Genomic DNA, 26766 nt, shown 5'->3' on the forward strand with positions numbered 1-26766 from the left:
CATTAAGTGATGAACGGCAGACTTGATTATAAAGATTCATTATTGCGAGTCTGCCGCTTTAGTCTAATAGCGTCAGCCCTAGGGATCTGTTGTCTCTATGCTGCGCCAACACAAACCCTTGATGAAACTAAAATAACCTCAACTCTGGTTAAACATTATGGCGAACGTGCAGGCATGCGTGCCAAAGCGTGGTTTAAGGTTTTATCTGAAGCAAGTACGTTAGATGAAAAAGAAAAACTGTTAAAAGTGAATAACTTTTTTAATTTATTTCGTTTTGTTGATGATATAAAACTGTGGGGAGAGTCGAATTATTGGGCGACTCCAATGGAATTTATTGGTGTCAATGGGGGGGATTGTGAGGATTTCTCGATTGCAAAATACTTCACTTTACTCCAGTTAGGCGTACCAGAAGATAAGATGCGAATTACTATGGTAAAAGCAACCAGTGTCAATCAATACCACATGGTATTGGCTTACTATGAAACGCCCTCAGCCGTACCCTTAGTACTCGATAATCTCGACCATGAGATAAAACCAGCGACAAAACGGAAAGATTTATTACCCGTTTATAGCTTTAACGGTAAACAACTATGGCTTAACAAAGAACAAGGACGAGGTGTGTTAGCGGGTTCCTCTACGCGACTCGAAAAATGGAATGACCTCAACCACAGATTAGGTGTTGACCGTCTCAGGCAACCTAAATTAAAACTGGAGTAGCCCCCCAAAATGACACTGTTTAGACAGATTTATTCGCTGCTGTTTAGCCTCTTTTTGTTAGTAGTCGCAAGCTTAGGTTATGTGCAATTTACTGAGACCCAAAGCTTTTTAACTAAGCAAATGGAGTCCGATCTAAACAACGTCAGCAACTCTCTCGGCTTAATGCTCACCCCTGCACTCGAGGCTGGTGATACAGTCGCGGCAGAAACGTTAGTCAATGTTATTTTTGAAGGTGGTTACTACCAAAAAGTGAAATTGACATGGATGGTAGATGGCAAACAACAGGAATGGACAAATCCACTAAAAATTGAAGGCGTCCCTCAGTGGTTTATCAATCTCAATCTCTTTAAGACTATACGCAAAGAAAGCACGATCACATCAGGCTGGTTACAACTTGCACAACTTGAAATTACCGCTCATCCTGGGTTTGGTTATCATGAGTTGTGGCGGATCATGTCAAATACCATCATCGCTTTCTCCCTATTGTTTTTGGTTGCCATAATTACCGCAAGATTAGGACTCACTTGGATCCTAAAGCCCCTACATGCACTATCAGAACACGCTAAGCGTATCGCAGCTCGCCAATTTGGCCCAGATATGCCATTGCCTAGAACCACTGAACTGAAGGATCTTGTAACCGCCTTTAACAGTATGTCGACGCAACTAAAGCAAGTATTCCAATCTTTAGATGAAGAAGTCGGCGCACTTCGTAAGAAAAATCTTATGGATCCAGCATCAGGCTTACCCAATAGGCAATATGTGGTAAACCGACTCAACGGCTGGTTAAGTGAGCCTAGCAGTGGCGCACTCTTCCTAGCAAAACTAGATTGGCTTGAAGAAGTACATAGCAAATATGGTTATCAAGTAAGAGATGAAACCATACGTATTCTCGCGGAGAGATTTCAGAAGGAATTGAATGAAATTACCCCTTCGGTTATCGCACGCATTGCGGCTTTTGAATTTGCGTTTTTAGTCACAGATGTTGAGCACGATCAAATCAGCAAATATCTGCAAACATTGATCCGTACAATTAACCAAGAAATGTCCAAAGCGGGCTGTAAACCTAATGAAAACTTTGCAATAGGCGTTGCTGAGCGAATAGGGCAAATGAAAGTGTCGGATATTTTGGCACAAGCGGATAACGCATTACAAAAAGCACTCAAAGAAAATAAAACCTTCCACTGGTTTGAAACGACTGAACAACAGCTTTTTACCCGTGAACAATGGCGAGATAATCTCAGTCATGCTATCAGTAATAAAAAGTTTAAGTTTAGATGGCAACCTATTCAATTCTGTAATGGAGATGGTATTGCACAACGGGAATTATATTGCCAATTAGAACTTGGCGATAAATTAGCACATGCAGGGCAATTTATGCCTTACATTGAATTATTATCGCTTGGTGCGCTACTCGATAAGTGTTTAATTGAAACTGTATATGAACAAAAACTCCTCGAGCGTAGCTATGAGCCAGTGGCAATTAACTTAACACACCAAAGTATTAGCGATCCCCAATTTCATGAGTGGCTTAATCATTTCCTTCGCAATGCCCAACATGTTGAACGCATTTGCTTTGAAATACCAGAAGCTGGTGTATATAGCGATTTAGCGTCATGTTTACACTTGTGTGAAATTATTCGCGATAATGGTGCTAAATTTGGTATTGACCACTTTGGACGTCAATTTGGCTCTATGTCCTATTTGCAAGAGCTTAGACCGAGTTACGTTAAGCTCGATCAGTCTTTCTCTTATTACGATGAAGCACAGCATAACAGTGAGCTTTGCCGCGCTATTATTAATGTCGCTAAAGGATTAGATATTCAAGTGATAGTGACTGGCATTCAAGAAAAAGCACAACTTGAACGCTTTAATGAACTAAGAACGGATGCCTATCAAGGATTTATTGCGCCACCAGAAAATCTAGAATAAATCAGTCGTGAAGCTCCTTCGGGAGCTTTACGACTCTCCACCCTATCTATATAACTGAGCGCACGCTTTCATGCCCTTATCCTCAATAAGAAGGCTTGTTAACTGCTCAAGTAAGATAAGAGAGAAAATATAAAAAAGCCTCAGTATTGGATACTGAGGCTTTTTTATATTTGGTCGGTGATAGAGGATTCGAACCTCTGACCCTCTGGTCCCAAACCAGATGCGCTACCGGACTGCGCTAATCACCGTCAATCTGTATTACCTTTGTAATCAGCTCAGAGGGTTCCTCTGGTCCACTTTCATCCTAAACATCAGGATGCGCTACCGGACTGCGCTAATCACCGTAAATTGTAAACTATTTGCTTAATCTACATTAAGCTCGCTAGTTATGCGAAGAATTTGGTCGGTGATAGAGGATTCGAACCTCTGACCCTCTGGTCCCAAACCAGATGCGCTACCGGACTGCGCTAATCACCGTCAATCTGTATTACCTTTGTAATCAGCTCAGAGGGTTTCCTCTGGTCCGCTTTCATCCTAAATATCAGGATGCGCTACCGGACTGCGCTAATCACCGTCAATCTGTATTACCTTTGTAATCAGCTCAGAGGGTTTCCTCTGGTCCACTTTCATCCTAAATATCAGGATGCGCTACCGGACTGCGCTAATCACCGTAAAATGAATCTGTAGATAAAATGGGGTGACTGATGGGGCTCGAACCCACGACAACCGGAATCACAATCCGGGACTCTACCAACTGAGCTACAATCACCACTGATTTTACTTATCATGCTAACCTAAAAGCTCACAACGCTGTACGGAAGTGGTGCGCCCAAAAGGATTCGAACCTTCGGCCTCACCCTCCGGAGGGGTGCGCTCTATCCAGCTGAGCTATGGGCGCTCGCCTTGGTTAGCGCCGCATATAGTATGGACAAATAGCCTTTGAGTCTATAGCTGTTTCGCACTTTTTTTACTGACTGCTCAAGTTTTGATACATTAGTGCGCTTTTCCATCTGACGCTCTTCATAAATATGACTTGGATGTTACGGTATTTCATGCTAATTATAGCGTTTGGCAAAAACACAAACATTTAACAAGTGAGTATCATGTTTAAGGATGAAGATGAAACTACGCAATCGTCGACTCTTAGGGTTGAACGCTTAAAAAAAAGAATTATCCGCTTAAAATATTTAGCGCATAAGTATAAGCGTGCCGAAATCATCCAGAATGCCCTACTTGAGTTATCGAATATCGCGACTCAAGTTTCCTCATTAGAAGAATTCTATGTAGGTGTACATCAACACTTAAAACAACTGATCTCCGCTGACAACTTTTTTATCGCTACTCTCGATGTCGCTTCAGGCACAATCGCTGTTCCTTTTTTTGCCGATGAAAAAGATGCTCATCCCGCACAACTTTATCCAGAGGAATCACTCTCTACTTTATTGCAGCAGGGATTAACAGGGTACGTATTCAGAACGGGTAGAGCACTCCTGTGTGACAATGATAAAGTTGATGAGCTCATCGCGGCAGGTGAGATAGTGAACCTAGGTTCACCCTGCCACCTATGGCTCGGAGTGCCCATTAAACACGATGGTATAATGACTGGTGTATTAGTCGTGCAAACCTATGATACAAATGTAAATTATGGTGATATTGAAGTCGAATTAATGACGTTTATTTGCCACCATATTGCCGGCGTAATGGAAAGGCTTAAACATCAAGAACAGTTAGAGCAAGCGATACAACAGCGCACCAAAGAACTTAGCCAAGCCTACGATAAACTCAAGCAAGAAGTATATGAAAGGCGCAGAGCTGAACGTCTACAAAAATCGTTGTTTGAAATAGCAGAACTTGCCAGTTCTGGCACGGACAACCCTGACTTTTACTCTCAACTACATAATGTTATTCGCCATTTAATACCCGCGAATAACTGCTATATTGCCTTACTCAATGAAGAAGAAACCCATCTCACCTTCCCTTTTTATGTATCACAACTAGGTAATAAGCATCCAGGAACTCGTCCACTACAAGATGGACTCACTGAATATGTGCTCAAACATAAACGCCCACTATTACTAGACCAAAATGATATTAATACCCTGATCACCAGTGGCGAGATCTATACCAAAGCACCCTCGTTAAACCACACACAGACGATGCATCAATGGATAGGTATTCCACTCTTTATCCATGATCAAGTCCGTGGCGCGCTAACCATTTATAGCTTTAGCATGACGCAGAATTATCAAATTAAGGATTTAGAGCTATTAACTTTCGTCTCACAACATATTGGTGCGGCGATTGAGAAAAAGCTTTCAGCAGAATCACTCCGTCGCAGTTATGAAGAACTTGAAGAAAAAGTCATCGCCAGAACAAAAGATTTAGCCGAGCTGAATAAAGACCTTGAGAAAGAGATCCTCCAACGTCGTAGTATGGAAGCAAAATTAGTTCACGATGCAAAGCACGATGCGCTTACGGGCCTCCCTAATCGTGCCATGTTTATGGAACGCTTAAATCAAGCAATCAAGCATGTTAGGCGCCACAGCCTCGAACAGTTTGCCTTATTGTTTATCGATCTCGACCGCTTTAAACAGATAAACGACACTCTTGGCCATCTTGAAGGCGACCGATTCTTAATCGAAACCGCAAGTCGCCTGAGATCCTGTATTCGCGATAACGATACCTTAGCCAGACTCGGTGGTGACGAGTTTGTTATTCTACTCGATAGCATTAACAGTATTAATGATGCCAAAGATATATCCGAACGAGTCATCCAAACCATTTCTCAATCTTACAAACTAGGCTCAGTAGAATTTAACTCTGGTGCCAGTATTGGCATAACTGTCAGTGGTAATCATAAATTCGATACCAGTGAATCTATGTTGCGCAATGCAGATATGGCTATGTATCAAGCAAAAGCAAATGGCAAAGGTTGCTATGTTATTTTTGACGATAGTTCGTCACAACAAGCTATGCAAGATGCGGCATTTGAAAATGACTTTAGACGAGCATTGCAGCAATCTGAGCTACAACTGAATTATCTCCCTATTGTGGACTTAAATACTCAAGAAGTTTATGCATTAGAAAGCCGCCTATTTTGGGAACATCCCCTACGAGGTACGGTACAACAGGAGCAGCTTAATGCCCTTGCTGAGCAAACGAATCTTATTGTAGAGCTAGATAAATACACCTTAGCAGCCGTGAATCGAACCTATCCACAATTACTTAGAAGCTATGGAGATAAACTTAATCTGCATGTGATGCTATCTAGCCAACATATAAAGCATAAGCATGTACTTCGTAGTCTAAAAAATGTTCTCAAGCAAACTCAACTTAATCTAAGTCGTTTATGGTTATTCTTTAGTGAAAAGGCATTAGTTCAGGAAACTGAAAACCATATTAATGGTTTTGAACTACTTGATAAACTTGGCGTTAATCTTGGAATAAGCCACTATGGCAGTGGTCATAGCGCACTAAACAACCTGCTATTTTTACCCATAAAAGGGTTAAAACTCGATGCCAATATCACCCAACAGCTAGTGGATGAACAACACATTAAGTTGATATCTGCCTATCAAAAAGCGGCGTCAACATTAGGATTACAAACCTTTGTAGATGGGATTAAAAGCCAAGAACAAATCCGTATATTTAGCTCATTGGGTTATCAGTTTGGCCAAGGAATAGCCTTAGCTGAAACCTTTTCGCTGGCGGATAATCAGCAACAAGATTGTGCTTAAACATGTACGATAACAACAAATCGATATAGCGTGAGCTCACTTTTTAAACATATCCCTTAGATTAGCAATGTGGCTTCGCCCCGTATGTATGCGCTCTTGCTCTGTTTGCTGTGGTTTACGATTTTCCCACACAAGGTCATCTTGTGGTAATTCCAACAAGAAGCGACTCGGCTCGCAACGCATAGTTTCACCAAACTGGCGCCTTTCACGGCAAAGCGTAAACCAAAGCTCACGTTGAGCTCGGGTGATACCCACATACGCCAAACGACGCTCCTCATCGATATTGTCTTCATCTATGCTGGTTTGATGGGGCAAGATCCGCTCCTCTACGCCAACCATAAATACATAGGGAAACTCTAAGCCCTTTGAAGCATGCAAAGTCATCAACTGAACCTGATCCCCCCCCTCATCCTCACTATTACGCTCCATCATATCCCTAAGCGTTAGTCGATTAACCACATCGGGTAAGGTCATAGGTTCATCAAGCTCATCACCAGCAAGCATCTCTGTGACCCAACGATACAACTCTGAGATATTTTTCATCCGCATTTCAGCGGCCTTAGCACTGGTGCTAGTTTCGTATAGATAATCTTCGTAATTGATTTTACGAATTAATTGCTTCACCGCTTCTACAGGCTCACCGCGCTGTGCTTGATCGCCTGTTTCCACGATAAAACGCCCAAACTGATACAAAGATGACATAGCCGCTGGCGGAAGATGGTGATTGAGTTCAGGCTCAAAAATCGCCGCAAACATAGATATATGCTTTTCATTCGCAAAATGACCTAGACGCTCTAATGTCGACGGACCTATGCCACGTTTGGGTAAGTTAACAATACGCAGGAAAGCATTATCGTCGTCAGGATTCACCACTAGCTTTAGATAGCCCATGATGTCCTTAATTTCAGCGCGAGCGAAAAATGAAGTACCACCACTCAATTTATAAGGAATACGGTTCGTCATCAGTGCTCGCTCAAGTAAGCGTGACTGATGATTGCCCCGATACAAAATCGCATAATCGCCAAACTGAGTACGGCCAACAAACTTATGTCGCACTATTTCTGCAACGACACGTTCAGCCTCCTGCTCTTCATTAGCAGCAAATAACACTCGTAGCGGCTCGCCATAGGCAAGTTCGCTAAATAGCGCTTTATCATAAACGTGGGGATTATTCGCAATCAGAATGTTGGCAGCCCGTAAAATCCGCTGACTAGAACGGTAGTTTTGTTCTAACTTAATTAACTTAAGTTTAGGAAAATCAGTACCTAACAATACAAGGTTTTGTGGTTTAGCGCCACGCCATGAGTAGATAGATTGATCATCATCCCCCACTACAGTAAAACGAGCACGCTCGCCGACAAGCAGTTTCACCATCTCATATTGGCTAGTGTTGGTATCTTGGTATTCATCCACCAGCAAGTATTGGATCTTAGTTTGCCAACGAGTCCGAACCTCTTCGTTGTGCCTCAATAACAGGGTAGGCAATAGAATTAAATCATCGAAATCCAAAGCATTATAAGCTTTCATATGTTGAGCATAGCGCTGGTAAAGCATGGCAAATAAATGCTGCTGCTCATCTTGAGCGATTTTGCACGCCTGCTCCGGGATAATTAAGCCGCCCTTCCAGTTTGAAATGGTACTCGCAAGCGACTTAAGTAAATCTTTATCTTCATCTAACTCGTCTTGGGTTAACTCTTTGAGTAAGGCCAAGGTATCTTGATCATCAAACAACGAAAATCCAGGCTTTAAACCCAATACCTTATGCTCACGCTTAATGATCTCAAGTCCAAGGGTATGAAACGTCGAAATCCATAATCCTCTCGCTTCCTTACGCCCCATCGACTGAGCAATTCGCTCTTTCATCTCGCGTGCGGCTTTATTGGTGAAGGTCACCGCCGCAATATTGCGCGCCTTATAACCACACTTTTCGACCAAATAAGCGATTTTATTGATAATTACGCGCGTTTTACCACTGCCCGCACCCGCCAACACAAGGCACGGGCCAGAAACATAATGAACAGCATCATTTTGGGCAGGATTGAGTTTCATCTTTGCGCAACATCCAAACAAGTCTACTTAAAGGGATGGGATCATAGCAGAATCAGCCGTTTTAAGGCTAACAAATCCCCGTCTTGGACTAAGGCCAGACCTAATCTATATCCCAACATCGACCAGCTAAAGTGCCCACGTGTCTACTTTACTTTTGAAACCTAACATACTGAGTTACAATCGAGCCATTCAGTGAAAAGGCGGACAAGATGATGATCAATCCAAAGAAAATCGAAGAAATGGCGAAACAGCTGAGTGACAGTTTACCCAGTGGTCTAAAGCAATTTGCTGGTGAATTTGAAGAACGCAGCAAGCAAGTACTGCAAAATCAACTGCTCAAGTTGGATATGGTGTCCCGCGAAGAATTTGATGTACAGCAGCATGTGCTATTAAAGACCCGTGAAAAGTTAGAAGCCCTGCAAGCGCAAGTGAATGAGTTAGAAAAAAAACTCAACGCCACTGATTAACAACCGTTATAACATTTATTAAAAAAGCACAGATAGCCAAATGCGACTGTGCTTTTTAGTTTAATGCTGAGTCTGCTCGGTCATGTTGGGGGATTAATGCAGCAACTTGCCAATTATATCCTTGCTATTCAAGGTAACTGAATTGCAGCACAATTTAACGGATGAGTTCTAAATCACTTGGGCTAAATCCTCAATACAAGGAAGATGGTACTCTCAATGGAAATGACAACATATGATATGAGTACATGGGAAAATATAGCGAGTTGGGTATTGCTACTGCTGGGCGGGCTTCCCTTACTGATCTACCCATTTGTCGTATTTGCAAACCTGATGCTACTCGCTGGCCATAAAAGCACATATAAACCACCGCTATTTAATCGGCTCATGAACCAAGGCTTTATTTGGGGGAGCTTCATCTATCCTGCTATCTATATTCCCCTCTATAAGATAGCGATTCAATTACAGTCAAACCAAACACTTATCTATGCAGCTTTACCTGTTGCCTACCTTGCACTACTCGCAGTTTGCTTCCGCTATATGAATGCCCCATTAAAACCTTGATGATTTAACTTCGTCCCTTTGCTGAATGTCCGCGATGAGACCTTGGTTCCAAAACCTAAGATACGGTTTGAATTACACACAATTTCAGCCTAATATAAAAAGCATATCAAATACACCTTAAGTGTATTGCCATTGAGCAGCCCCGCCACTAGGTTAATGACTATGCTAAATATTGATGATCCTAAACAAACCGAACGTACTCATGCACTGTGGCGCTTAGGCTTTAGACCTTTTTTTCTTGGAGGAGCTATCATTGCTGCGCTATACATTCCACTATGGCTGTTGACTTGGTTTACTCCCCAATATAGCTTTTTTGCCCCCTCCTTTTGGGCCAATATATTGCCACTATGGTGGCATCCACATGAAATGTTGTTCGGTTTTGCTATGGCAATTGTATGTGGGTTTTTACTGACCGCCGTCCAAAACTGGACCAATCAACCCACATTAAAGGGATGGCCACTGGCGCTAACCTTTAGCTGCTGGTTACTGGCGCGATTGTTACTCTTACTCCCAATGCAAATTCCGTTAATCTTGCCAGCCTTGTTTGATTCTTTGTTCCTTGGCATGGCAAGTTTCACCCTCTGGCGCTGTATCTATAAGGTGAAGCAATGGCGTAATATTGGCTTTCCGATCATGTTATTTGCAGCACTCGTGATTAATAATGTCAGCTACTATGCGCTGTTTGAACGAGACTTTATTCTTGCTAATCAGATCTGGCAAGCGATGTTGTGGTGGTTAGCCTTACTCATAACCATAGTGGCCGGACGCGTTATTCCCTTCTTTACCGCGATGCGCATCAAAGCAACTAAAGCAAACCCCTTGCCTTGGATTGAATATCCCCTGCTCCTCGCGATGATCTTGCTGGTTATTCAGGCACTAACTCATCTAATACCACAAGAAATTGAACGAAGCTTGCTACTCATCGCTGGACTACTGCAGCTTGTTCGGTTTGCACGCTGGCTGCCCCATAAAACACTGAAAGAACCCATGCTGTGGTCCTTACATATTGCTTACCTCATGCTACCAATCAGCCTGTTGGCCATGAGTTGGTATCTTGATAATGAATATGCCTATCGCAGTTTGCTTCACCTATTTGCCATTGGTTGTATGGCGACCTTGTGTCTTTCAATGATTTCTAGAGTGTCACTCGGACACACGAGCCGAAATATTTATGAAGGCCCGAAAATGATTTTGGCATTTATCTGCCTACCGTTAGCGGCACTGCTTAGGGCGCTAATGCCAATTTGGTTTCCGGCTCACACACAAGTCTGGTTATGGTTGGCCGCCAGTTGCTGGTTTATCGCATTTGCACTATTTGTATGGCATTACCTGCCTATTCTCACCCGCCCCCGTATTGATGGGCGCCCAGGTTAATATTGATGTTCTGACAAAAGGATACAAAGTGAAAATTTATTTAAAAACAGTCATATTACTCAAGCTGATTGGCTTTCTCGTTATTGCTACATGCACATCTGTAGCGGCTTCTGATACCAGCAATCAACAAAAATATCCTAATCAATATCAATCTTGGCAAGCCACATCTGAACAAGTTGAGCGCGAGGATATGCTCGCAAATTATCCTGCCAGTATCATACTCTGGGCAGGATCTTCCTATGCAAAAGAGTACCATAGCCCACGGGGACACCATTTCGCCGTTGCCGATGTGACACAGACTTTACGTACAGGCGTACCACCTAAAGCAGGAGAGAAGGGCTTATCCGCCAGTTGCTGGACCTGTAAAACACCTGATGCGCCCAGATTGATAGAACAATTGGGATTTGAAGGGTACTCTGCCAAAAACTTTACCGATTTGGGCAAAGAGATCCAAAGTGTCGTCTATTGCAGCGATTGCCATGAGTCTGGTACACAGAAATTAGCCTTACCTCGCCCACATGCTCAAGATGCAATGGCCAAAGTTCACTTGCCATTCGATAAACAAGATAAAAATATGCAAGGCGCACAGGTGTGCGGTCAGTGTCATGTGACTTATTATTTCCGTCCAGAAAAAAGTAATGTCGTTAATATTCCTTGGATTTTTGGTAGTACCGCCGATGATATTGAAAAATATTACGACACTCGCCGCTTTTTTGAATGGATCCACCCCATTTCAAAAACGCCCATACTCAAAGCACGTCATCCTGAGTTTGAGCACTGGAGTCGTAGTAAACACGCCGAAGTCGGTGTCACTTGCATTACTTGCCATATGCCAACCCAGCAGGATGCAAAAGGTGTTGAATTTACGAGCCATAAAGTTGATAAAGCCTTACCGCATTTTGATAGTAGCTGCAGCGGCTGCCATAGCAGTAAAACCAAAATCGAAACTAAACTCGCGGCGAATAAGTTAACCATTGAAACCAAAGCCCGCGAAGTGGAATCTTTACTCGTCAAGGCTCACTACGAAGCCAAAGCAGCATGGGATGCAGGCGCTAAATGGGAACAAATGAATGAACCCATAATGGCGATACGGCACAGTCAATGGCGCTGGGATTTTGCCATGTCTTCACATGGCCTCTATGCCCATAATCCAGAGGAAGGTAAGCAGCTATTGGATAAAGCGATTGAACAAGCCAACGATGCACGTAATCAACTCGCGAGTGTTTTAAAACACTTCAAAGTGATACAAGTCAGCTATCCAGATATCAGCACCAAAGAGAAAGCTCAACAAGCAATTGGATTGGTTGAAGCTGATTTAATTAAAGAAAAACAAAAATTTATTGAAGATGAAGTCAATAAAAACTGGCATCCTGTTGCCAAATACGGTTATTAAACTGCAATAAAGTCAATTAGTCATTCTTTCGCATCATGGAAGACACTTAAAGCGAAATGGATATTGGCAAGTCGGTAAAATGGTAATCCCTCAAGTGTCACTTGAGGGATTACAGATTTTAACTTTGTAGATGAACCGCTAAAATATCCACACCAATCTACTCACTCGGTTATCTATTCAAGAGCCAGTCACCCTCAAGTAAAGTTTCAAAATACTGCGACTCACATTAGAAAAGAAGATGACGACGAGGGCAACCATCCTAAATGTCGGCAAAGCCTCCTCTTTTTCGGCCTAATCATTTAAACAGTAGAGATAGTGTTAGTGGTCATTGCCATGATTTTGCCACTATTGATCAGCAACTTGCCCGCAACTTCTGGGGGCAAATCTGTTTTAATATCAGCCGCTAGCACAATTCAACCTAACGACCGCATTTCATAGGGAATGAAATTCAATGTTCAGCATTATTTTCTGGGTACTCACCCTACTAAGTTTGGCGTTATTTGGTGCCGCAGCCTATTTTGTGGTGCGCGCACTCCTCAAAAAATTTAATAGAGATCAAGGAATCGATATGTCAGCACAAGATCCGTGGGCAGCAGCTACCGCAAAGGGAACGGCATTAAAAAACACCACCTTATTAAAAGCCTTAACCATTGGCATATTATCAATTATTGCCTTGATCCCATTAGGGATCATTATGGATATGACCTCAGATCGCCAAGCCCTATACCATAGCGTGGTCGATGAAATTGGCCGCTCATGGGGTGAGCAGCAAACTCTCTCTGGTCCTGTGCTGGTGATCCCTTACAGCTATTTTGTGCTGCAAGAAGAAGTCAGTAACGACGGCAAAACTCGCCATGAAGTGAAGCGTACCTATCAAGATGAGCTAGTGATCCTACCGAAAAAGCTCACCCTCGATTTAGACCTAAAACATGATTTCCGTACCCGCGGCATTTACCAATCCCTTGTGTATAACGCAGCACTACAAGGTCAGGCCGACTTCAGCCTTAACCGTTATGACATTCCTAACCTTATCGCCTTCGATAATAAAAATGCCCGTTTAGTTTTTGGAGTATCATCTAACCAAGCAATTGATAAAGTGGAGAAAATAGAAATTACAGGCGACTCCACTTTACTCTCTGGCTCACTGATGTCGGGTACAGGCTTAACCACAGGGGGCTTAGAAAAAGGCTTTAATCAAAGGCTTCAAGTCGGTGAAGCAAGTGATTTTAGTGTGAACTTTGCGATGACACTGCGCGGCTCACAATCGATTAGCGCCCTACCATTAGGTGAACAAACCCTGATCAATATCCAAGCGGATTGGCCACACCCGAGTTTTAAAGGCTTGCTCCCTGCAGAGCGCAAGATCAGCGCCAACGGATTTACTGCTAGTTGGAATATCAGCCACTTAACCCGTAACTATCCACAAGAGTTTATTAAGAGCAGTCAATCGACGCTCACGGAAGTCGTGGCCAATGCCATGTTATTTGAACCTGTGACTCATTACGGCAAGATAGAACGCTCAGTAAAATATGGCCTACTGTTTATCGTGCTGACTTTTATCATGTTGTTTATTTTCGAACTCGGTCAAAAAACTAGCCTAAGTACGATTCAATATGTTTTAGTCGGCAGTGCCATGGCCTTGTTCTACTTGTTATTGCTATCGTTATCTGAACATTTAGCCTTCTTACATGCTTATCTCATTGCCGCCTGTATTCCTGTGCTATCGGTATCCGCCTATGTGGGCAGCGCTACTACGAGCATGAAGCGCGGCTCTATCGTTGGCTTAATGCTAGTGAGTTTGTACGCCGTGCTCTATTCGATACTGCAATTAGAAGATTACGCCCTATTGATGGGTACAGGTTTGCTGTTAGTCATTCTGCTCATTTTAATGTTCGTGACCAGACATCAAGCTAAAAATACGGCGCAATAACGCATCACAGATCCACCCTTGAAGACCCCCGACAGCGCCACCTTTTGCTGTCGGGATTTTTTTATTGGCAAAGCCATGCTCACCTTGTAGCCTATGGTGTTTTATAAAGAGGCTTTTATTTTGACTCATCGCGCCAATCTTTTCTGCCGTTTAGGCCTTGCTTGGTTATTGCTGGCAACGATTCCTAGCTTATTATTACTGACGCAAAACCAACTGTTTCCGCTGATCGATCTGCATTCTACATTTGCCAGAATGTTATATTGGATTACCACCACGGGCACCGCCCCCTATGGCGTGGCGACGGTCTTGTTTGTACTGGCGATAGCCTATCGTCTTATGCCTAAACCACTTTTTATCAGTCTATTTTTAGCGATTAGTATTAGCCAAGTCATAAGCTTGAGCCTCAGCCATACACTCAAATCTTTTTTTAAAGAACCTCGGCCTAATGTGGTTTTTCTCACTGAGCAAGCACTACCTATAGATGAACAGCTTTCACTTGATGCCTTCTATCAATTGGATAAACAGACGCGATCTAAAACAATCGCTAATGCACTCGATGGCTTAATCGCCACAGACCCCACGATGAAACTCGACTCGCGTATCCATCAACATTGGGAAGATGAAGTCGGTTACTCTTTTCCTTCTGGACACACTATCTTTGCTGCAACACTGGTACTTACCGCCAGTTACTATTTGCTGTGTGCTGGCTTACCCATGTTTGCAATCCTGCTATTAGGTTGGGGATTATTAATGGGATTAAGCCGGATGTTGCTCGGTATGCACTGGCCGCAAGATGTGCTCTTTTCTACCCTGTTAGCGTCAGTGATCAGTTGGGTCAGTGTACTATTGGTTGATAAATTACGGCCTCTATCAAGCTACGTAATTAAAGATGCGCACAAATAGCTAAGCCTAGAGCATGGTGAAGGTTTTTTGGCAAAGAATGATCAAAGAGTTGCCACAGCCAAGAGTTAATGCAATAACAGCTGGATTTTTAACCTATCAACACAATTGAACTGTTGCGATAAGGTAGGACTGATACTCAAGGGATATAAACAGCAGCCTTAAGAGATTAAGGCTGCTTTGAACACTGGGCTGATTACTGTTCGATACCCACGATTAACCAAGGTGAGTTGGCTTGCGCTACGTTACGCTCCAAATGCCATACTTCCTTAATGTCCTCTTCTACGCCTTCAACGGTATCGCGGTAGCGGCCGCTAAATTTAACACTCACTTCCGCAAGATTGGCAGTGTGCGTGGCGCGTACCAGTTCAGCATCCAAAAACATCACTTCTGTGTGTTGGTCGCCCACTAATTCGCGGCGTTGGTTGCTGAGTTCATTGAATAGTTCAATGGAAACATACTCTTGGATTTTGCTTAGATCGTTTTCATTCCAAGCCAATTGTAGGGTTTTGTAATGACTGCGAGCACCTTCCAAAAAGCCGGGTAAATCAAAACCCGCGGGTAAATTAAAGGGCACATCGCTTGCCGCCTGGGCAAAACCATGACTGCCGCTGTTGGCATTATTTGTCGCATTGCTGGCAAAACCTGTTTGCTCTGCTTGTTGGCGCTGAAAATTAGGATTTGGCTGGCCAGCCCCCGCATAGGCCGGTCTTGGCTGCGCACCCGCTTTTGAGGCCATCACAGTACGAACGATTTTGAATAGCACGAATGCCAGCAAACCGATAATCAAAATATCCATAAATTGAATATTTTCAAAACCTTCACCCATAAATAACGCAGCCAATAAGCCACCTGCTAATAAACCGCCTAACATGCCACCCATCATACCTTTTTTGCCCGGCGCTCCCGCAGGCGCAGTCGTGGGTGTATTAGTCGCCGCCGGTTGAGCCGGAGCGGTTTGATGGCTTTTGCCGATAGACTTACTACCGCCGAATTTTTTCGCTTCAACGACAGGGCTAGTAACTAAACTAACCGCAAAAATCATCGCCAGCATAATAAATAACTTTTTCATTTATAGGATCTTGTTCGTGTAATCTGAGGTGCCGCCATAATAGCGGGATGACATTATATGTCAATTAGCAAAAGAGGAGGCTGGCAGTCCTGTGCATATTTAGTGGTTTAGATTAAGCACTGTCATTCCAGTGACGCGCAGCAAGCACATCCCTGTGTGCTCGACCGTGACATCCCTGTCACGGACGGTCACTTACATGCCAGTGCTTAATTCCGTTAACTATCGTGTATCCTGATAGCCAGAACTACCCGAAGTCCAATGCCAAGATAAAAGTAAACATCTAAAGAGGCATATTTTTGAACCAAGATTTGGCACAAGTACATAAAGGAAAGATATGTCAGCCTTGTTTTTCTAACTAGTGCAATAATGAATGTACGAGCTGAAACATTGTCAATGTTTGATAATCACAACCGCACAAAAAATAACTACCAAAAAAATAAAATTCCTATAGCATAAAACATACTGAATAACAGAAATACAACAAAAGACAATTCCAATACGTGATTTATGCACTGTAAGTAACTGAAATTTAATAACTTCCTAGGAGAGCACTATTGAGCTGGTTTATAGAGAATAAAGAATGGCTACTAAGCGGTGCCGCAATTTCAATACCAATAGCGGTTATAGGTTGGATTAAAGCCTGTAAGTCCACAAAGCAATTACAGAAATCTGGACATAATTCAGTCAACATCCAAGTTGGCGGTAACTTGAAAGTTGGAAAAAAAAGTGGAGACTAATCAAACACAAAAAAGTGGTTCAAACTCCGTTAATGTTCAAACTCAAAATTTAAATATATCTAATGGATTATCTTATTCCGAGGCCAAAGAAGTTGCGCAAGATGTCTTTGACAGAAACTTCTATCGCCTGAGCAATACTGCACGTGAAATAGCAGAGAATCGTGCTTCAGAATTAGTTAATGATTTTTTACACAATCTTCACATTAATTCGCCTATAATATCTGGTTCAATTAATGATCCTGATTTCCAATATGTATTATTTGAAGCCCAAAAACAGTATGCAAGGAATGGAAATGTTCAAATTAAAGAGTTACTTGTAAATGTACTTACCAAACGTATTAATACTCCATCTAAATTAGAAATAGTAATTTGTAATGAAGCCATAAATTCAATATCAAAACTCACCAATAACCAGCTAGTTGCGCTAGAGCTAATATATACATTAACTGTACAAAAACCGTCTGATTTAGCTGTAAATGTAAAAGAACACTTAATTAAATATGTCCTACCTATAGCGAATAAAATCAAAATTGAAACCACTGACTTAGAACATCTTCTATATGCATCTTGTTGCAATAAAGAATCGATAAAAAATCACTTAGCTGACATTTATCAAAAGGCATTCCCTCAGGAGTTTACATCTCACGACCCTAATGGATATATAATTCTACAATGTCCAGATATAGGTCTCTTGTTCCCTTTGTGGCATTCTAGTATATTTTGCCAGCTCTCGCTGACAAGTGTAGGAAAATATATTGGTCAATTGCTTTCTGAAACGGAAAATTTTTAATTAACGCATGGTCTAGACTGAAATATACGTCTAAGTTTACATTTAGAAGTAAGGATCCTCATCGGAATTCGTTTGCATTCCACTCAGTCAAGCATTGACTATTATTCTTTGTTAGTCAATAACTTAACTAGTAAATCTCTTTATCTTCTTACACCATACTAATAACAGTTCCTAATAGGGAAGGGTTCATCAAGCCGTGGTTGATAACATGAATATGACCAGCCATTGTTAAATTATCCAGATGTATAAGTAAAAAGCTGACGATTCAGCATACCAAGAGCTTAACTGGATTAAGCACCGTCATGGAAGTGACCATTGGCGGCATGATCACTCATTCACATCCATGTGATCGCGACATTCTAGCCTTGTTATAAATCTAGCCATATACAGCAGATGCTGCCGTCGAGCCTTATTATTAAACCAAAGTCGGTGTGTTACTGAAATGAGTGTGCTTAATCAATATCCTCAGAGTAAAAATACAATTTTTCAATAAAATTCAACTATTACAATTTCTTCCGAGGAAACCATCTCAGCAGTCATATCTTTTGAATCAAGATTTAGAATAATCGCCATGAAGAAAAGATGATTATGTTTCTATTCTTATAGATAAATCTGTACGATTAATTAGTCAAATCTTGAAATAAATGCCATTGAAAGTGGTGCATCGTTTATTAATTTTGCAGAAGAGTTTTCTATTTCTTCAGACTCATTGTCGTCAGTAACTGAAACAAAACACACTGTCGAATGTAGCTCAATAGGCAGTTCTCTTTTTATTCTGACCAGTACATTTGATAATGTCTGAATGAGTTCACTCTTAAACTTTGCAAAGTTTATTTCTCGAGATGAGTCCTCTCGAAGCATCTTACTTATTTTGGAGAAGGCTCCCGCATTATATCCATCGTAAAACCACTCAGATACTGCCCATCTATAGTAACTTTCACACTCTATGCTCTGCTCTTCTTCATCAGCGAGAATACTTTTAAGCTTCTCCTCAGAGCTAGCACTTAATGATACCGACATAGCACTACTGTCAGTGTAAAGAGATACCGCATAGAATGTCTCATCTTTGTTTTCTAACAATAACATCTTGATTATATCGTATGTAGTTTCAAAGCATTTTTCTTCTAACTCAATCCAGTCCATTATTCACTCCTTGCACTTAGCTTCAATATTTTCATTTTATGAGGCACTCAGTCCCATGCAGAATACTGATAATGTTCATTTATCTCCTTAAAACTCACACCCGTTAAACCAAGAGCTTCGTACTCATTTTTAAACTGAATAGAACATACTGAAGCCGCTATCTCGTTACAAAAGAATAAATGTTCACAAATATTATTCTTTATTTTAAATTTATCGATAGACTCATAATATGTCTTCTTTAACCCACGTTCCTCTTGCGTGTTCAATTTTCCAGAATCTAAATCAATCGAGATAGTATAAATGGACTCATCCTTATCTAAGATAGATAAATAACTTAATGGAAAAAATAAAAAATACTTTTTCTGCGGCCTAACTCCTCGATACAGGTTAATATCGACAGGAATACGAATACACTTAACATTTAATTTTTCACACAAGCATAACATTTCATTAGAAACTAAATTTTCATCAACCAAATAATCACCATTCAGTTGATATGCTTTTGCTTTAAGAGAATAAGCAGTTAAAAAATCACCCTCACAAGGTGGTGAGTCATAAATCTCATAGTCAGGTAACTCAGGAGTCCAATTTTTATCCATAAAATACGGTATTCCCTTACCATCAGGATCTGATTGCACAATAAAAAATGCCTGTGGATTTATACTCATAATAACTACCCTGTAATAGGTTAAAATTTTAATGTCCCTGAGAAAGCATTAGCACAAACTTAGATTGCCAAAAAGCTGGATCCCCGCTCAAATGCAGTGCGGGGATGACGATGCTTAATCAAACTTCAGTTATCAAAAAACTGGATCCCCGCTCAAAAACACTGCCGGGATGATGGTTCAGTCGCTTAGCTCAAGACCTCTTCTAATGCCTTGAGGCATAAGGCGACATTCTCGCGGCGAGCACCGAAGCCCATAAGGCCGATGCGCCATGCTTTACCCGCAAGGGCACCAAGGCCGGCGCCGATTTCGAGATTGTAATCTTTGAGCAAACGAGCCCGCACAGCGGCATCATCGACGCCAGCGGGGATATAAACTGCGTTAAGTTGTGGCAGACGCGAATCTTCGGCAACCACAAAGTTTAGCCCTAATTTTTCCAGCCCAGCACGCAGCACTAAGTGCATGTCATGATGGCGTTGCCACGCATTTTCTAAACCTTCGGCCGCTAACATACGCAGGGATTCATGCAGCGCATACAGCGCATTCACTGGCGCAGTGTGATGATAACTACGTTTGCCGCCCGCGCTGGCCCAATAGGCCATCACTAAGCTTTGATCGAGGAACCAACTTTGCACTGGGGTCTTGCGATTCTTGAGTTTTTCGACGGCAGCAGGCGAGAAAGACACGGGTGATAAACCCGGTACACAGGAGAGGCATTTTTGACTGCCGGAATAAATGGCATCTATGCCCCATTCATCGACTCTTAACTCGACGCCGCCAAGGGAAGTGACCGCATCAACTATGCTCAAGCAACCATAGGTTTTGGCTAATGCGCACAAGGTCTTAGCATCGGACAAGGCGCCAGTTGAGGTTTCGGCGTGCACAAAGGCTAAAAATTTGGCATCGGGATTGGCTTTCAGTGCCGCTTCTACTGCGGCTGGATCGACAGGAGTGCCCCACTCATTGTCCACCAGCACAGCAATGGCGCCCATACGCTCGACGTTTTGGCGCATACGCTCACCAAACACACCGTTACGGCAGACAATCACCTTCTCACCCGGCTCTACTAAGTTAACGAAACAGGTTTCCATGCCCGCACTGCCCGGCGCTGATACCGCCATGGTCATTTCGTTTTTAGTTTGGAAGGCGTATTGGATCAGACTCTTAAGCTCATCCATCATGCCCACAAACAGCGGGTCTAAGTGGCCGACCGTCGGTCTGGACTGCGCCGCAAGCACTTCGGGATAAACATCCGACGGGCCAGGGCCCATTAAAATACGGCGAGGAGGATTAAAAGCGGTAAAACGCGGTGCTGGTAACATCATGTCTCCTTAATGCGTGTAGGTCGAGGTCTAGATATTAATTCGTTATTCGTTAGCCATTCTGCTTTAAAAACCAGCGAGTTAACCATCAGCGGATTAAGTCAGCGACTTAACAGTGGCGCGCTAATCGGCGGCTAGAGTATTAAGTCTACAAAACTACCACAAAAAGGAGCGCATGTGCGCTCCTCCTTTAGCCTTAGTTGTGTTAGTCATAACTATCACGCGCATGGTGCGCTAAGGTTATAACGCCTTGTTACCGTTACCCGCATTTAAAAACAGCTGATAGGCAGGACTTTGGGTTTCCTCTTGATAGACAAAACCCAATTCAGTTAAAAACTGTTGGAACGGCAAGGCATCACTCGCGGGCACTTCAAACCCCGCCAGCACTCGGCCAAAAGCCGCACCGTGGTTACGATAATGGAACAAGCTAATGTTCCATTTACTCTGCAATGTGGTCAAAAACTTCAGCAGCGCACCGGGATGTTCGGGAAACTCGAAGCTAAATAAACGCTCCTCTAAAGGCTCTGGTGGATGACCACCGACCATATAACGCACATGCAATTTCGCAGTTTCATCCCCGGATAAATCCTGAACTTCAAAACCATTAGCCTCTAAGGTGGCGATAATTTGTTCTAGCTCACCTTGGCCTCGGCTTAAGCGAATGCCAGCAAACACCACGGCAAGATCACGACTACTGAAACGATAGTTAAACTCTGTCATCACCCGCTTATCGAGCAACTCACAGAATGTTAAGAAACTTCCCGGACGCTCAGGGACTTTCACCGCCAGTACCGCTTCTTTTTGCTCACCGAGTTCGCAGCGTTCCGACACATAACGCAGACTGTGGAAATTCACATTCGCGCCACTGAGAATCGCGGCGACTTTTTCACCATTGCCGCAATCTCCACTGGCATTGGTGCTGACGTATTTTTTAAGCCCAGCCAAGGACAAGGCCCCTGCGGGTTCGGCGATCGCACGGGTGTCTTCGAAGATATCTTTCACCGCGGCGCAGATTTCATCCGAGGTGACAGTCACCACTTCATCGACATAGAGTTTCGCGACTCGAAACGGCTCAGTGCCGATACGTTTAACCGCCACGCCATCGGCAAATAAACCGACTTGCGCCAGTGTCACGGGCTCGCCCGCTTCCATCGCCGCTTTCAAACAGGCCGCGTCTTCTGGCTCGACGCCGACAATTTTCACCTGCGGCATTACCGCCTTGTAATAGGCAGCGATCCCCGCGATGAGCCCGCCACCGCCCACGGGCACAAATACCACTTCGAGATCGCGCTGCTGCTGCAACATCTCTTGGGCGATAGTGCCTTGGCCTGCGATCACGGCTTCATCGTCGAAGGGCGCAATATAGACTCGGCCCTCTTCTTTAGCCATCGTCATCGCAAAACCATTGGCTTGATCGAAGGCTTGGCCGTGCAATACTACGTTGCCACCTAAACGGCGCACCGCATCGATTTTGATATCGGGCGTCGTCTCAGGCATCACAATCACAGCATCCACACCGCGACTCGCCGCCGACATGGCTACACCCTGAGCATGATTGCCTGCCGAAGCACACACCACGCCGCGCTGGCATTCTTCTTTCGTCAGTTGGGCGATACGGTTATAGGCACCGCGTAACTTGAAGGAATGCACTGGCTGCATATCTTCGCGCTTCAAAAATACCTGACAACCCAAACGCGCCGACAACTTGTTCATGCTGGAAAGCGGCGTCACTTTCGCTATGTCATACACAGATGACAACAGGATTTTTTGCAGATAGCTTTGTGCCAACTGAAAATGGGCTAGATCCGCCTGAGTTTGCGACGCAAGTGGCAACATAGATGCAGTAAACATAATTAGTCCTCCAGTTTACTGCGATCGCGCACCGCGCCCTTGTCGGCACTGGTAGCAAGCATGGCGTAGGCCTTAAGCGCGAGTGACACGAAACGCTCTCGACCTATAGGTTTCCACGCCATTGGGCCACGCGCTAACATGGCCTCGCGGCGAGCAGCCAATTCGGCATCAGTTAACGCCAGCTTGATACTGCGCTTGGGAATATCAATCTCGATGCGATCGCCATTTTCAATCAAGGCGATCGTGCCGCCCGCTGCCGCTTCGGGTGAAACGTGGCCGATAGATAAACCTGAAGTGCCACCGGAGAAACGACCGTCGGTTATCAGCGCACAGGCTTTGCCTAAGCCACGTGATTTTAAGTAACTGGTTGGGTACAACATTTCTTGCATACCCGGGCCGCCTTTCGGGCCTTCGTAACGGATAACTACCACATCACCCGCCACCACTTCGCCGCCTAAAATGCCCGCCACTGCGTCATCTTGGCTTTCATAGACGCGCGCCGAACCAACGAAGGTCAGGTTCGATTCATCCACACCCGCCGTTTTAACGATACAGCCGTTCTCGGCCACATTACCCGACAATACGGCAAGACCGCCCTCTTGGCTGAAGGCAAACTCGCGGCTACGGATACAACCTTCTTGTCTGTCATTATCCAATGACGGCCAGCGACAATCTTGGCTAAAGGCTTTAGTGGTCGGAATCCCCGCAGGTCCCGCCATAAAGAAGTGTTTTACTTTTTCATCTTGCGTCTGCATCACATCGTATTTCGCCAATACAGACTTCAAATTGCCACCTTCATCGGCCGCCACATGGAACACATCGGTATGCAGTAATCCGGCTCTGTCTAGCTCGCCTAAAATCCCCATCACGCCGCCCGCACGGTGCACGTCTTCCATATGGTATTTAGGCGTCGATGGCGCAACTTTACAAAGGTGCGGCACCAAGCGCGACATACGGTCAATATCCGCCATGGTAAAATCGACATCGGCTTCCTGCGCGGCGGCCAATAAATGCAATACGGTATTAGATGAACCGCCCATGGCGATATCTAAGGTCATGGCATTTTCAAAGGCTTTAAAGTTCGCAATATTGCGTGGCAATGCCGATTCATCATCTTGATGATAATAACGTTTTGCTAGCGCCATCACGCGGCGACCCGCTTCTAAAAACAGCTCGCGGCGATCGGCATGGGTTGCCAGCATAGAGCCGTTACCCGGCAGCGATAATCCTAGTGCTTCGGTTAAACAGTTCATCGAGTTGGCGGTAAACATGCCCGAGCAAGAGCCGCAGGTTGGGCACGCGCTACGCTCAATTTTGGCACTGTCTTCATCGCTCACGTTCGAATCGGCGCCCGCCACCATAGCATCGACTAAATCGAGCTTGATGAGTTTATCCGACAGCTTAGTTTTACCCGCTTCCATCGGCCCGCCAGACACAAATACGACGGGAATATTGAGGCGCAGCGCCGCCATCAACATGCCGGGGGTGATCTTGTCGCAGTTGGAGATACAGACTAAGGCATCGGCGCAGTGGGCGTTGACCATGTATTCCACACTGTCGGCGATAAGCTCGCGCGATGGCAGGCTATAAAGCATGCCGCCGTGGCCCATGGCGATACCATCATCGACGGCAATCGTATTGAATTCCTTGGCGATACCGCCCGCTTCCTCGATGGCGCTCGCGACGAGTGAGCCCATGTCTTTTAAGTGCACATGGCCTGGTACAAACTGAGTAAAGGAGTTAGCAATCGCAATAATCGGCTTACCAAAATCATTGTCTTTCACCCCTGTGGCGCGCCATAGCGCACGTGCACCCGCCATATTGCGGCCTTCGGTACTGGTAGCTGATCGTAACTTTGGCATTGACTGTATCCTTTATCTCAAATCGAAAATCGTATTCTTAATTCATATGGCGCAGGCTTACGCATTCGCCGTTTGTTGCAAGCTCAGTGGTAACAATACCTTACATTGAGTCACATCAATCAGTTTATTCAACTGATTACTTAACAGTTCGATGGCACGTTCGCTATCGACCTCCATATCCAGCGACAGACTCGCATCGTCGTTCATGCGCATCTGCATTTGGGTAATCCTAAAGCCACGATGGCGAGTCACGCGCAAAACACGCTCAAGCACTTCGGGGCGTTGTTGAACCGTTAATTCCAGAGAGTGGATCATGTTTGTTTCTCCATTTCGTCCATCATATCGCTATTTGATGCGCCGGGGGGCACCAGTGGCCAAACGTTAAAAGCATCGTCGATTGCAACGTGTAACAAATACGGGCCCTTAGCCGCTAACATTTCGGTTAAGGCTTCTTCCACTTCGTCGGAAGAAAAAATCGTGCGGCCGGGAATATCAAAAGCGGAGGCCAATAAGACAAAATCAGGGTTATCGGATAAATCCGTTTCACTGTAGCGCTCTTCAAAAAATAGCTGTTGCCACTGCTTCACCATGCCAAGCTTTTGGTTATCGACCAGCACGATTTTCACTGGTAGCTTGCGGCGTTTGATGGTGGTCAGTTCCTGCACATTCATCATAAAAGAACCATCGCCAGACACAGTGACCACAGTCGCATCGGGACGGGCCACTTGCGCACCAATCGCGGCGGGCAAGCCAAAGCCCATAGTGCCTAAGCCCGCGCTGGACAGGTGATCCTCAGGGCGGCGGAACCACATATGCTGGGCCACCCACATTTGGTGCTGGCCCACATCGCAACAAACAACATTGTCCTCGGGTAACTTATTGGCTAAACGGCGCAGCAGCGCAGGCGCATAAATCAAACTGCCGGGGTGTTGATAATCCCATTGGTGTTTACGGGATAAATGCTCCACCTCGGCCTGCCAAGGCGTGATGTTCATCGACATGGCTAAGGCGGGGAGGATTTGGCGTAAGTCACCGGCTATCGCCACCTCTGGCATACGTAACTTGCCCAGCTCAGCGGCGTCTATGTCTAAATGGATCACTTTGGCCTTGTCGGCAAAGCTCGCTAAACGGCCGGTGACTCTGTCATCGAAACGGGCACCCACCACGATCAGCAGATCACAATCCTGTACCGCTAAGTTAGCCGCTTTGCCACCATGCATGCCTAACATGCCTAAGTAACCGGGCGTGCCGTGGGCGATACTGCCAAGCCCTTTCAAGGTCGCGACCGAAGGTATACCCGTTACTTTGATAAACTCACGCAGTTGATCGACCGCGCCCGCCATGCCCACACCGCCGCCGACATACAACATAGGTTGTTTCGCTTCTGCCAACAGCGCACGGGCGGCCTCGATATCACTCATCTCGGCTTGTGGTTCGTTCATAACGGCCAGCAAAGGTGTACGGTATTCGAGGTGAGCAAGTTGGATATCCTTCGGGATATCGACCAACACAGGGCCAGGGCGGCCGGATGCGGCGATCTCAAAAGCTTGATACAAGGTTGGGATCAGGTCGTTGACGTCTGTCACCATAAAGCTGTGCTTAGTGCAGCTCAGTGACATGCCCAGCACATCAATTTCTTGAAACGCATCAGTGCCAATAACGGCGGTAGAGACTTGGCCTGTGATAGCCACGATAGGCACTGAATCTAACAACGCATCGGCAAGTGAGGTGATAAGGTTAGTCGCGCCAGGGCCTGATGTCGCAAAGCACACGCCGGTTTTACCGCTGGCTCTTGCGTATCCTACGGCAGCAAAGGCCGCGCCTTGTTCGTGACGGCTTAAGAGATGTTCAACAGGGCTTCCATAGAGGGCATCGTATATTGGCATAATGGCACCACCGGGATAACCAAACACTGTGGTCACTCCATGTGCTGCTAACACTTTGATTACCGCGTCTGCGCCTCTGATCATCTGCCCTGGTTCCATATTCTCTCTCGCTACGTTAGTCCTGAATTGCCGAAAATCGACTCGATTTTTACGCTTTCGAAACTGTTACTCTTTCGAAACTTAGAACCTTGCTCTAGGCCCTGAAACGAAGAACCCCCCGGTCCTTTCGGAGCGGGGGGTTCTTTCGAAACTTTTAACCTTTTAGGTCTATCAGTTCGCCATGCGCCGCCCCCGCTGTGATTTAATAATCACGACGGTAATAATCACGAGAATGAGCTTGGCAGCTTGGTTAAACATCAATATGGATCCCTAATCGGTGCT

Annotated in this window: 20 protein-coding genes and 4 tRNA genes; 11 read left to right on the top strand and 13 right to left on the bottom strand. The window is 44.6% G+C overall.

Annotated features, from left to right (window positions below; genetic code table 11):
• The first annotated feature begins 9 nt into the window (after positions 1 to 9).
• Positions 10 to 717: a transglutaminase-like cysteine peptidase gene (locus tag SPUTW3181_RS19370; RefSeq protein ID WP_014611463.1), complete on the top strand. Its 708-nt coding sequence runs from the start codon at positions 10 to 12 to the stop codon at positions 715 to 717.
• A gap of 9 nt (positions 718 to 726) precedes the next feature.
• Positions 727 to 2646: an EAL domain-containing protein gene (locus SPUTW3181_RS19375; RefSeq protein WP_011790973.1), complete on the top strand. Its 1920-nt coding sequence runs from the start codon at positions 727 to 729 to the stop codon at positions 2644 to 2646.
• Positions 2647 to 2817: 171 nt separating this feature from the next.
• Here SPUTW3181_RS19375 and SPUTW3181_RS19380 read toward each other — a convergent pair.
• The 4 genes from SPUTW3181_RS19380 to SPUTW3181_RS19395 form a co-directional block, all read right to left on the bottom strand.
• Positions 2818 to 2894 (bottom strand) — tRNA-Pro (locus tag SPUTW3181_RS19380).
• A 152-nt stretch (positions 2895 to 3046) separates the two neighbouring features.
• Positions 3047 to 3123, bottom strand: a tRNA-Pro gene (locus tag SPUTW3181_RS19385).
• A gap of 216 nt (positions 3124 to 3339) precedes the next feature.
• Positions 3340 to 3415 (bottom strand) — tRNA-His (locus SPUTW3181_RS19390).
• Positions 3416 to 3467: 52 nt separating this feature from the next.
• Positions 3468 to 3544: transfer RNA gene (locus SPUTW3181_RS19395), tRNA-Arg, on the bottom strand.
• A gap of 205 nt (positions 3545 to 3749) precedes the next feature.
• Between SPUTW3181_RS19395 and SPUTW3181_RS19400 the strand changes: the two genes are divergently transcribed.
• Complete coding sequence (locus SPUTW3181_RS19400; RefSeq protein ID WP_011790974.1) at positions 3750 to 6383, top strand: diguanylate cyclase domain-containing protein; 2634 nt, start codon at positions 3750 to 3752, stop codon at positions 6381 to 6383.
• 36 nt (positions 6384 to 6419) lie between these two features.
• On the opposite strand, the gene rep is transcribed toward SPUTW3181_RS19400, so the two are convergent.
• Positions 6420 to 8432, bottom strand: a complete 2013-nt coding sequence (gene rep, locus SPUTW3181_RS19405) for a DNA helicase Rep (protein ID WP_011790975.1) — start codon at positions 8430 to 8432, stop codon at positions 6420 to 6422.
• A gap of 212 nt (positions 8433 to 8644) precedes the next feature.
• On the opposite strand from rep, the gene ubiK reads away from it, so the two are divergent.
• The 6 genes from ubiK (at position 8645) to SPUTW3181_RS19435 (ending at position 15060) form a co-directional block, all read left to right on the top strand.
• Positions 8645 to 8899 carry a ubiquinone biosynthesis accessory factor UbiK gene (gene ubiK / locus SPUTW3181_RS19410; protein WP_014611466.1) on the top strand — a complete coding sequence of 85 codons (255 nt, stop codon included), beginning with the start codon at positions 8645 to 8647 and terminating at the stop codon, positions 8897 to 8899.
• A 204-nt stretch (positions 8900 to 9103) separates the two neighbouring features.
• Positions 9104 to 9460, top strand: a complete 357-nt coding sequence (locus SPUTW3181_RS19415; protein ID WP_011790977.1) for a hypothetical protein — start codon at positions 9104 to 9106, stop codon at positions 9458 to 9460.
• 162 nt (positions 9461 to 9622) lie between these two features.
• Complete coding sequence (locus SPUTW3181_RS19420; protein ID WP_011790978.1) at positions 9623 to 10834, top strand: NnrS family protein; 1212 nt, start codon at positions 9623 to 9625, stop codon at positions 10832 to 10834.
• Positions 10818 to 12227 (top strand): ammonia-forming cytochrome c nitrite reductase subunit c552, encoded by a 1410-nt coding sequence (locus tag SPUTW3181_RS19425; protein WP_011790979.1) that lies wholly within the window; start codon positions 10818 to 10820, stop codon positions 12225 to 12227. Before SPUTW3181_RS19420 ends, SPUTW3181_RS19425 begins: the two co-directional genes overlap by 17 nt.
• A gap of 451 nt (positions 12228 to 12678) precedes the next feature.
• Positions 12679 to 14157: a cell envelope integrity protein CreD gene (gene creD, locus SPUTW3181_RS19430; protein ID WP_011790980.1), complete on the top strand. Its 1479-nt coding sequence runs from the start codon at positions 12679 to 12681 to the stop codon at positions 14155 to 14157.
• A gap of 93 nt (positions 14158 to 14250) precedes the next feature.
• Entirely contained in the window at positions 14251 to 15060 is an 810-nt protein-coding gene (locus tag SPUTW3181_RS19435) for a phosphatase PAP2 family protein (protein WP_011790981.1), read from the top strand.
• A 193-nt stretch (positions 15061 to 15253) separates the two neighbouring features.
• Here SPUTW3181_RS19435 and SPUTW3181_RS19440 read toward each other — a convergent pair whose 3' ends face one another.
• Positions 15254 to 16129: a Tim44 domain-containing protein gene (locus tag SPUTW3181_RS19440; protein WP_011790982.1), complete on the bottom strand. Its 876-nt coding sequence runs from the start codon at positions 16127 to 16129 to the stop codon at positions 15254 to 15256.
• 554 nt (positions 16130 to 16683) lie between these two features.
• On the opposite strand from SPUTW3181_RS19440, the gene SPUTW3181_RS19445 reads away from it, so the two are divergent.
• Both SPUTW3181_RS19445 and SPUTW3181_RS19450 read left to right on the top strand, forming a co-directional pair.
• Positions 16684 to 16866, top strand: coding sequence for a hypothetical protein (locus tag SPUTW3181_RS19445; RefSeq protein ID WP_041408261.1), 183 nt, complete (start codon positions 16684 to 16686; stop codon positions 16864 to 16866).
• On the top strand, positions 16856 to 17656 hold the full coding sequence (locus SPUTW3181_RS19450) for an LPO_1073/Vpar_1526 family protein (protein WP_041408262.1): 801 nt from the start codon (positions 16856 to 16858) through the stop codon (positions 17654 to 17656). Before SPUTW3181_RS19445 ends, SPUTW3181_RS19450 begins: the two co-directional genes overlap by 11 nt.
• 624 nt (positions 17657 to 18280) lie before the next feature.
• Here SPUTW3181_RS19450 and SPUTW3181_RS19455 read toward each other — a convergent pair.
• The 7 genes from SPUTW3181_RS19455 to ilvG all read right to left on the bottom strand — a co-directional run bounded on the left by SPUTW3181_RS19455 (position 18281) and on the right by ilvG (position 26484).
• A complete protein-coding gene (locus SPUTW3181_RS19455; protein ID WP_011790984.1) occupies positions 18281 to 18799 on the bottom strand; it encodes a DUF4303 domain-containing protein in 519 nt (172 codons plus the stop codon).
• Between the two features lie 47 nt (positions 18800 to 18846).
• On the bottom strand, positions 18847 to 19467 hold the full coding sequence (locus tag SPUTW3181_RS19460; protein ID WP_011790985.1) for a hypothetical protein: 621 nt from the start codon (positions 19465 to 19467) through the stop codon (positions 18847 to 18849).
• A 185-nt stretch (positions 19468 to 19652) separates the two neighbouring features.
• A complete protein-coding gene (locus SPUTW3181_RS19465; protein ID WP_011790986.1) occupies positions 19653 to 20786 on the bottom strand; it encodes a pyridoxal-phosphate-dependent aminotransferase family protein in 1134 nt (377 codons plus the stop codon).
• A gap of 240 nt (positions 20787 to 21026) precedes the next feature.
• A complete protein-coding gene (ilvA, locus tag SPUTW3181_RS19470; RefSeq protein ID WP_041408472.1) occupies positions 21027 to 22622 on the bottom strand; it encodes a threonine ammonia-lyase, biosynthetic in 1596 nt (531 codons plus the stop codon).
• A 17-nt stretch (positions 22623 to 22639) separates the two neighbouring features.
• Positions 22640 to 24499: a dihydroxy-acid dehydratase gene (gene ilvD / locus SPUTW3181_RS19475; RefSeq protein ID WP_011790988.1), complete on the bottom strand. Its 1860-nt coding sequence runs from the start codon at positions 24497 to 24499 to the stop codon at positions 22640 to 22642.
• Positions 24500 to 24556: 57 nt separating this feature from the next.
• Positions 24557 to 24814 (bottom strand): acetolactate synthase 2 small subunit, encoded by a 258-nt coding sequence (gene ilvM, locus SPUTW3181_RS19480; RefSeq protein ID WP_007651625.1) that lies wholly within the window; start codon positions 24812 to 24814, stop codon positions 24557 to 24559.
• Entirely contained in the window at positions 24811 to 26484 is a 1674-nt protein-coding gene (ilvG, locus tag SPUTW3181_RS19485; RefSeq protein ID WP_011790989.1) for an acetolactate synthase 2 catalytic subunit, read from the bottom strand. Before ilvG ends, ilvM begins: the two co-directional genes overlap by 4 nt.
• Between the last annotated feature and the right edge of the window lie 282 nt (positions 26485 to 26766).

The organism is Shewanella sp. W3-18-1, assembly GCF_000015185.1.
Classification (GTDB): Bacteria; Pseudomonadota; Gammaproteobacteria; order Enterobacterales; family Shewanellaceae; genus Shewanella; species Shewanella putrefaciens.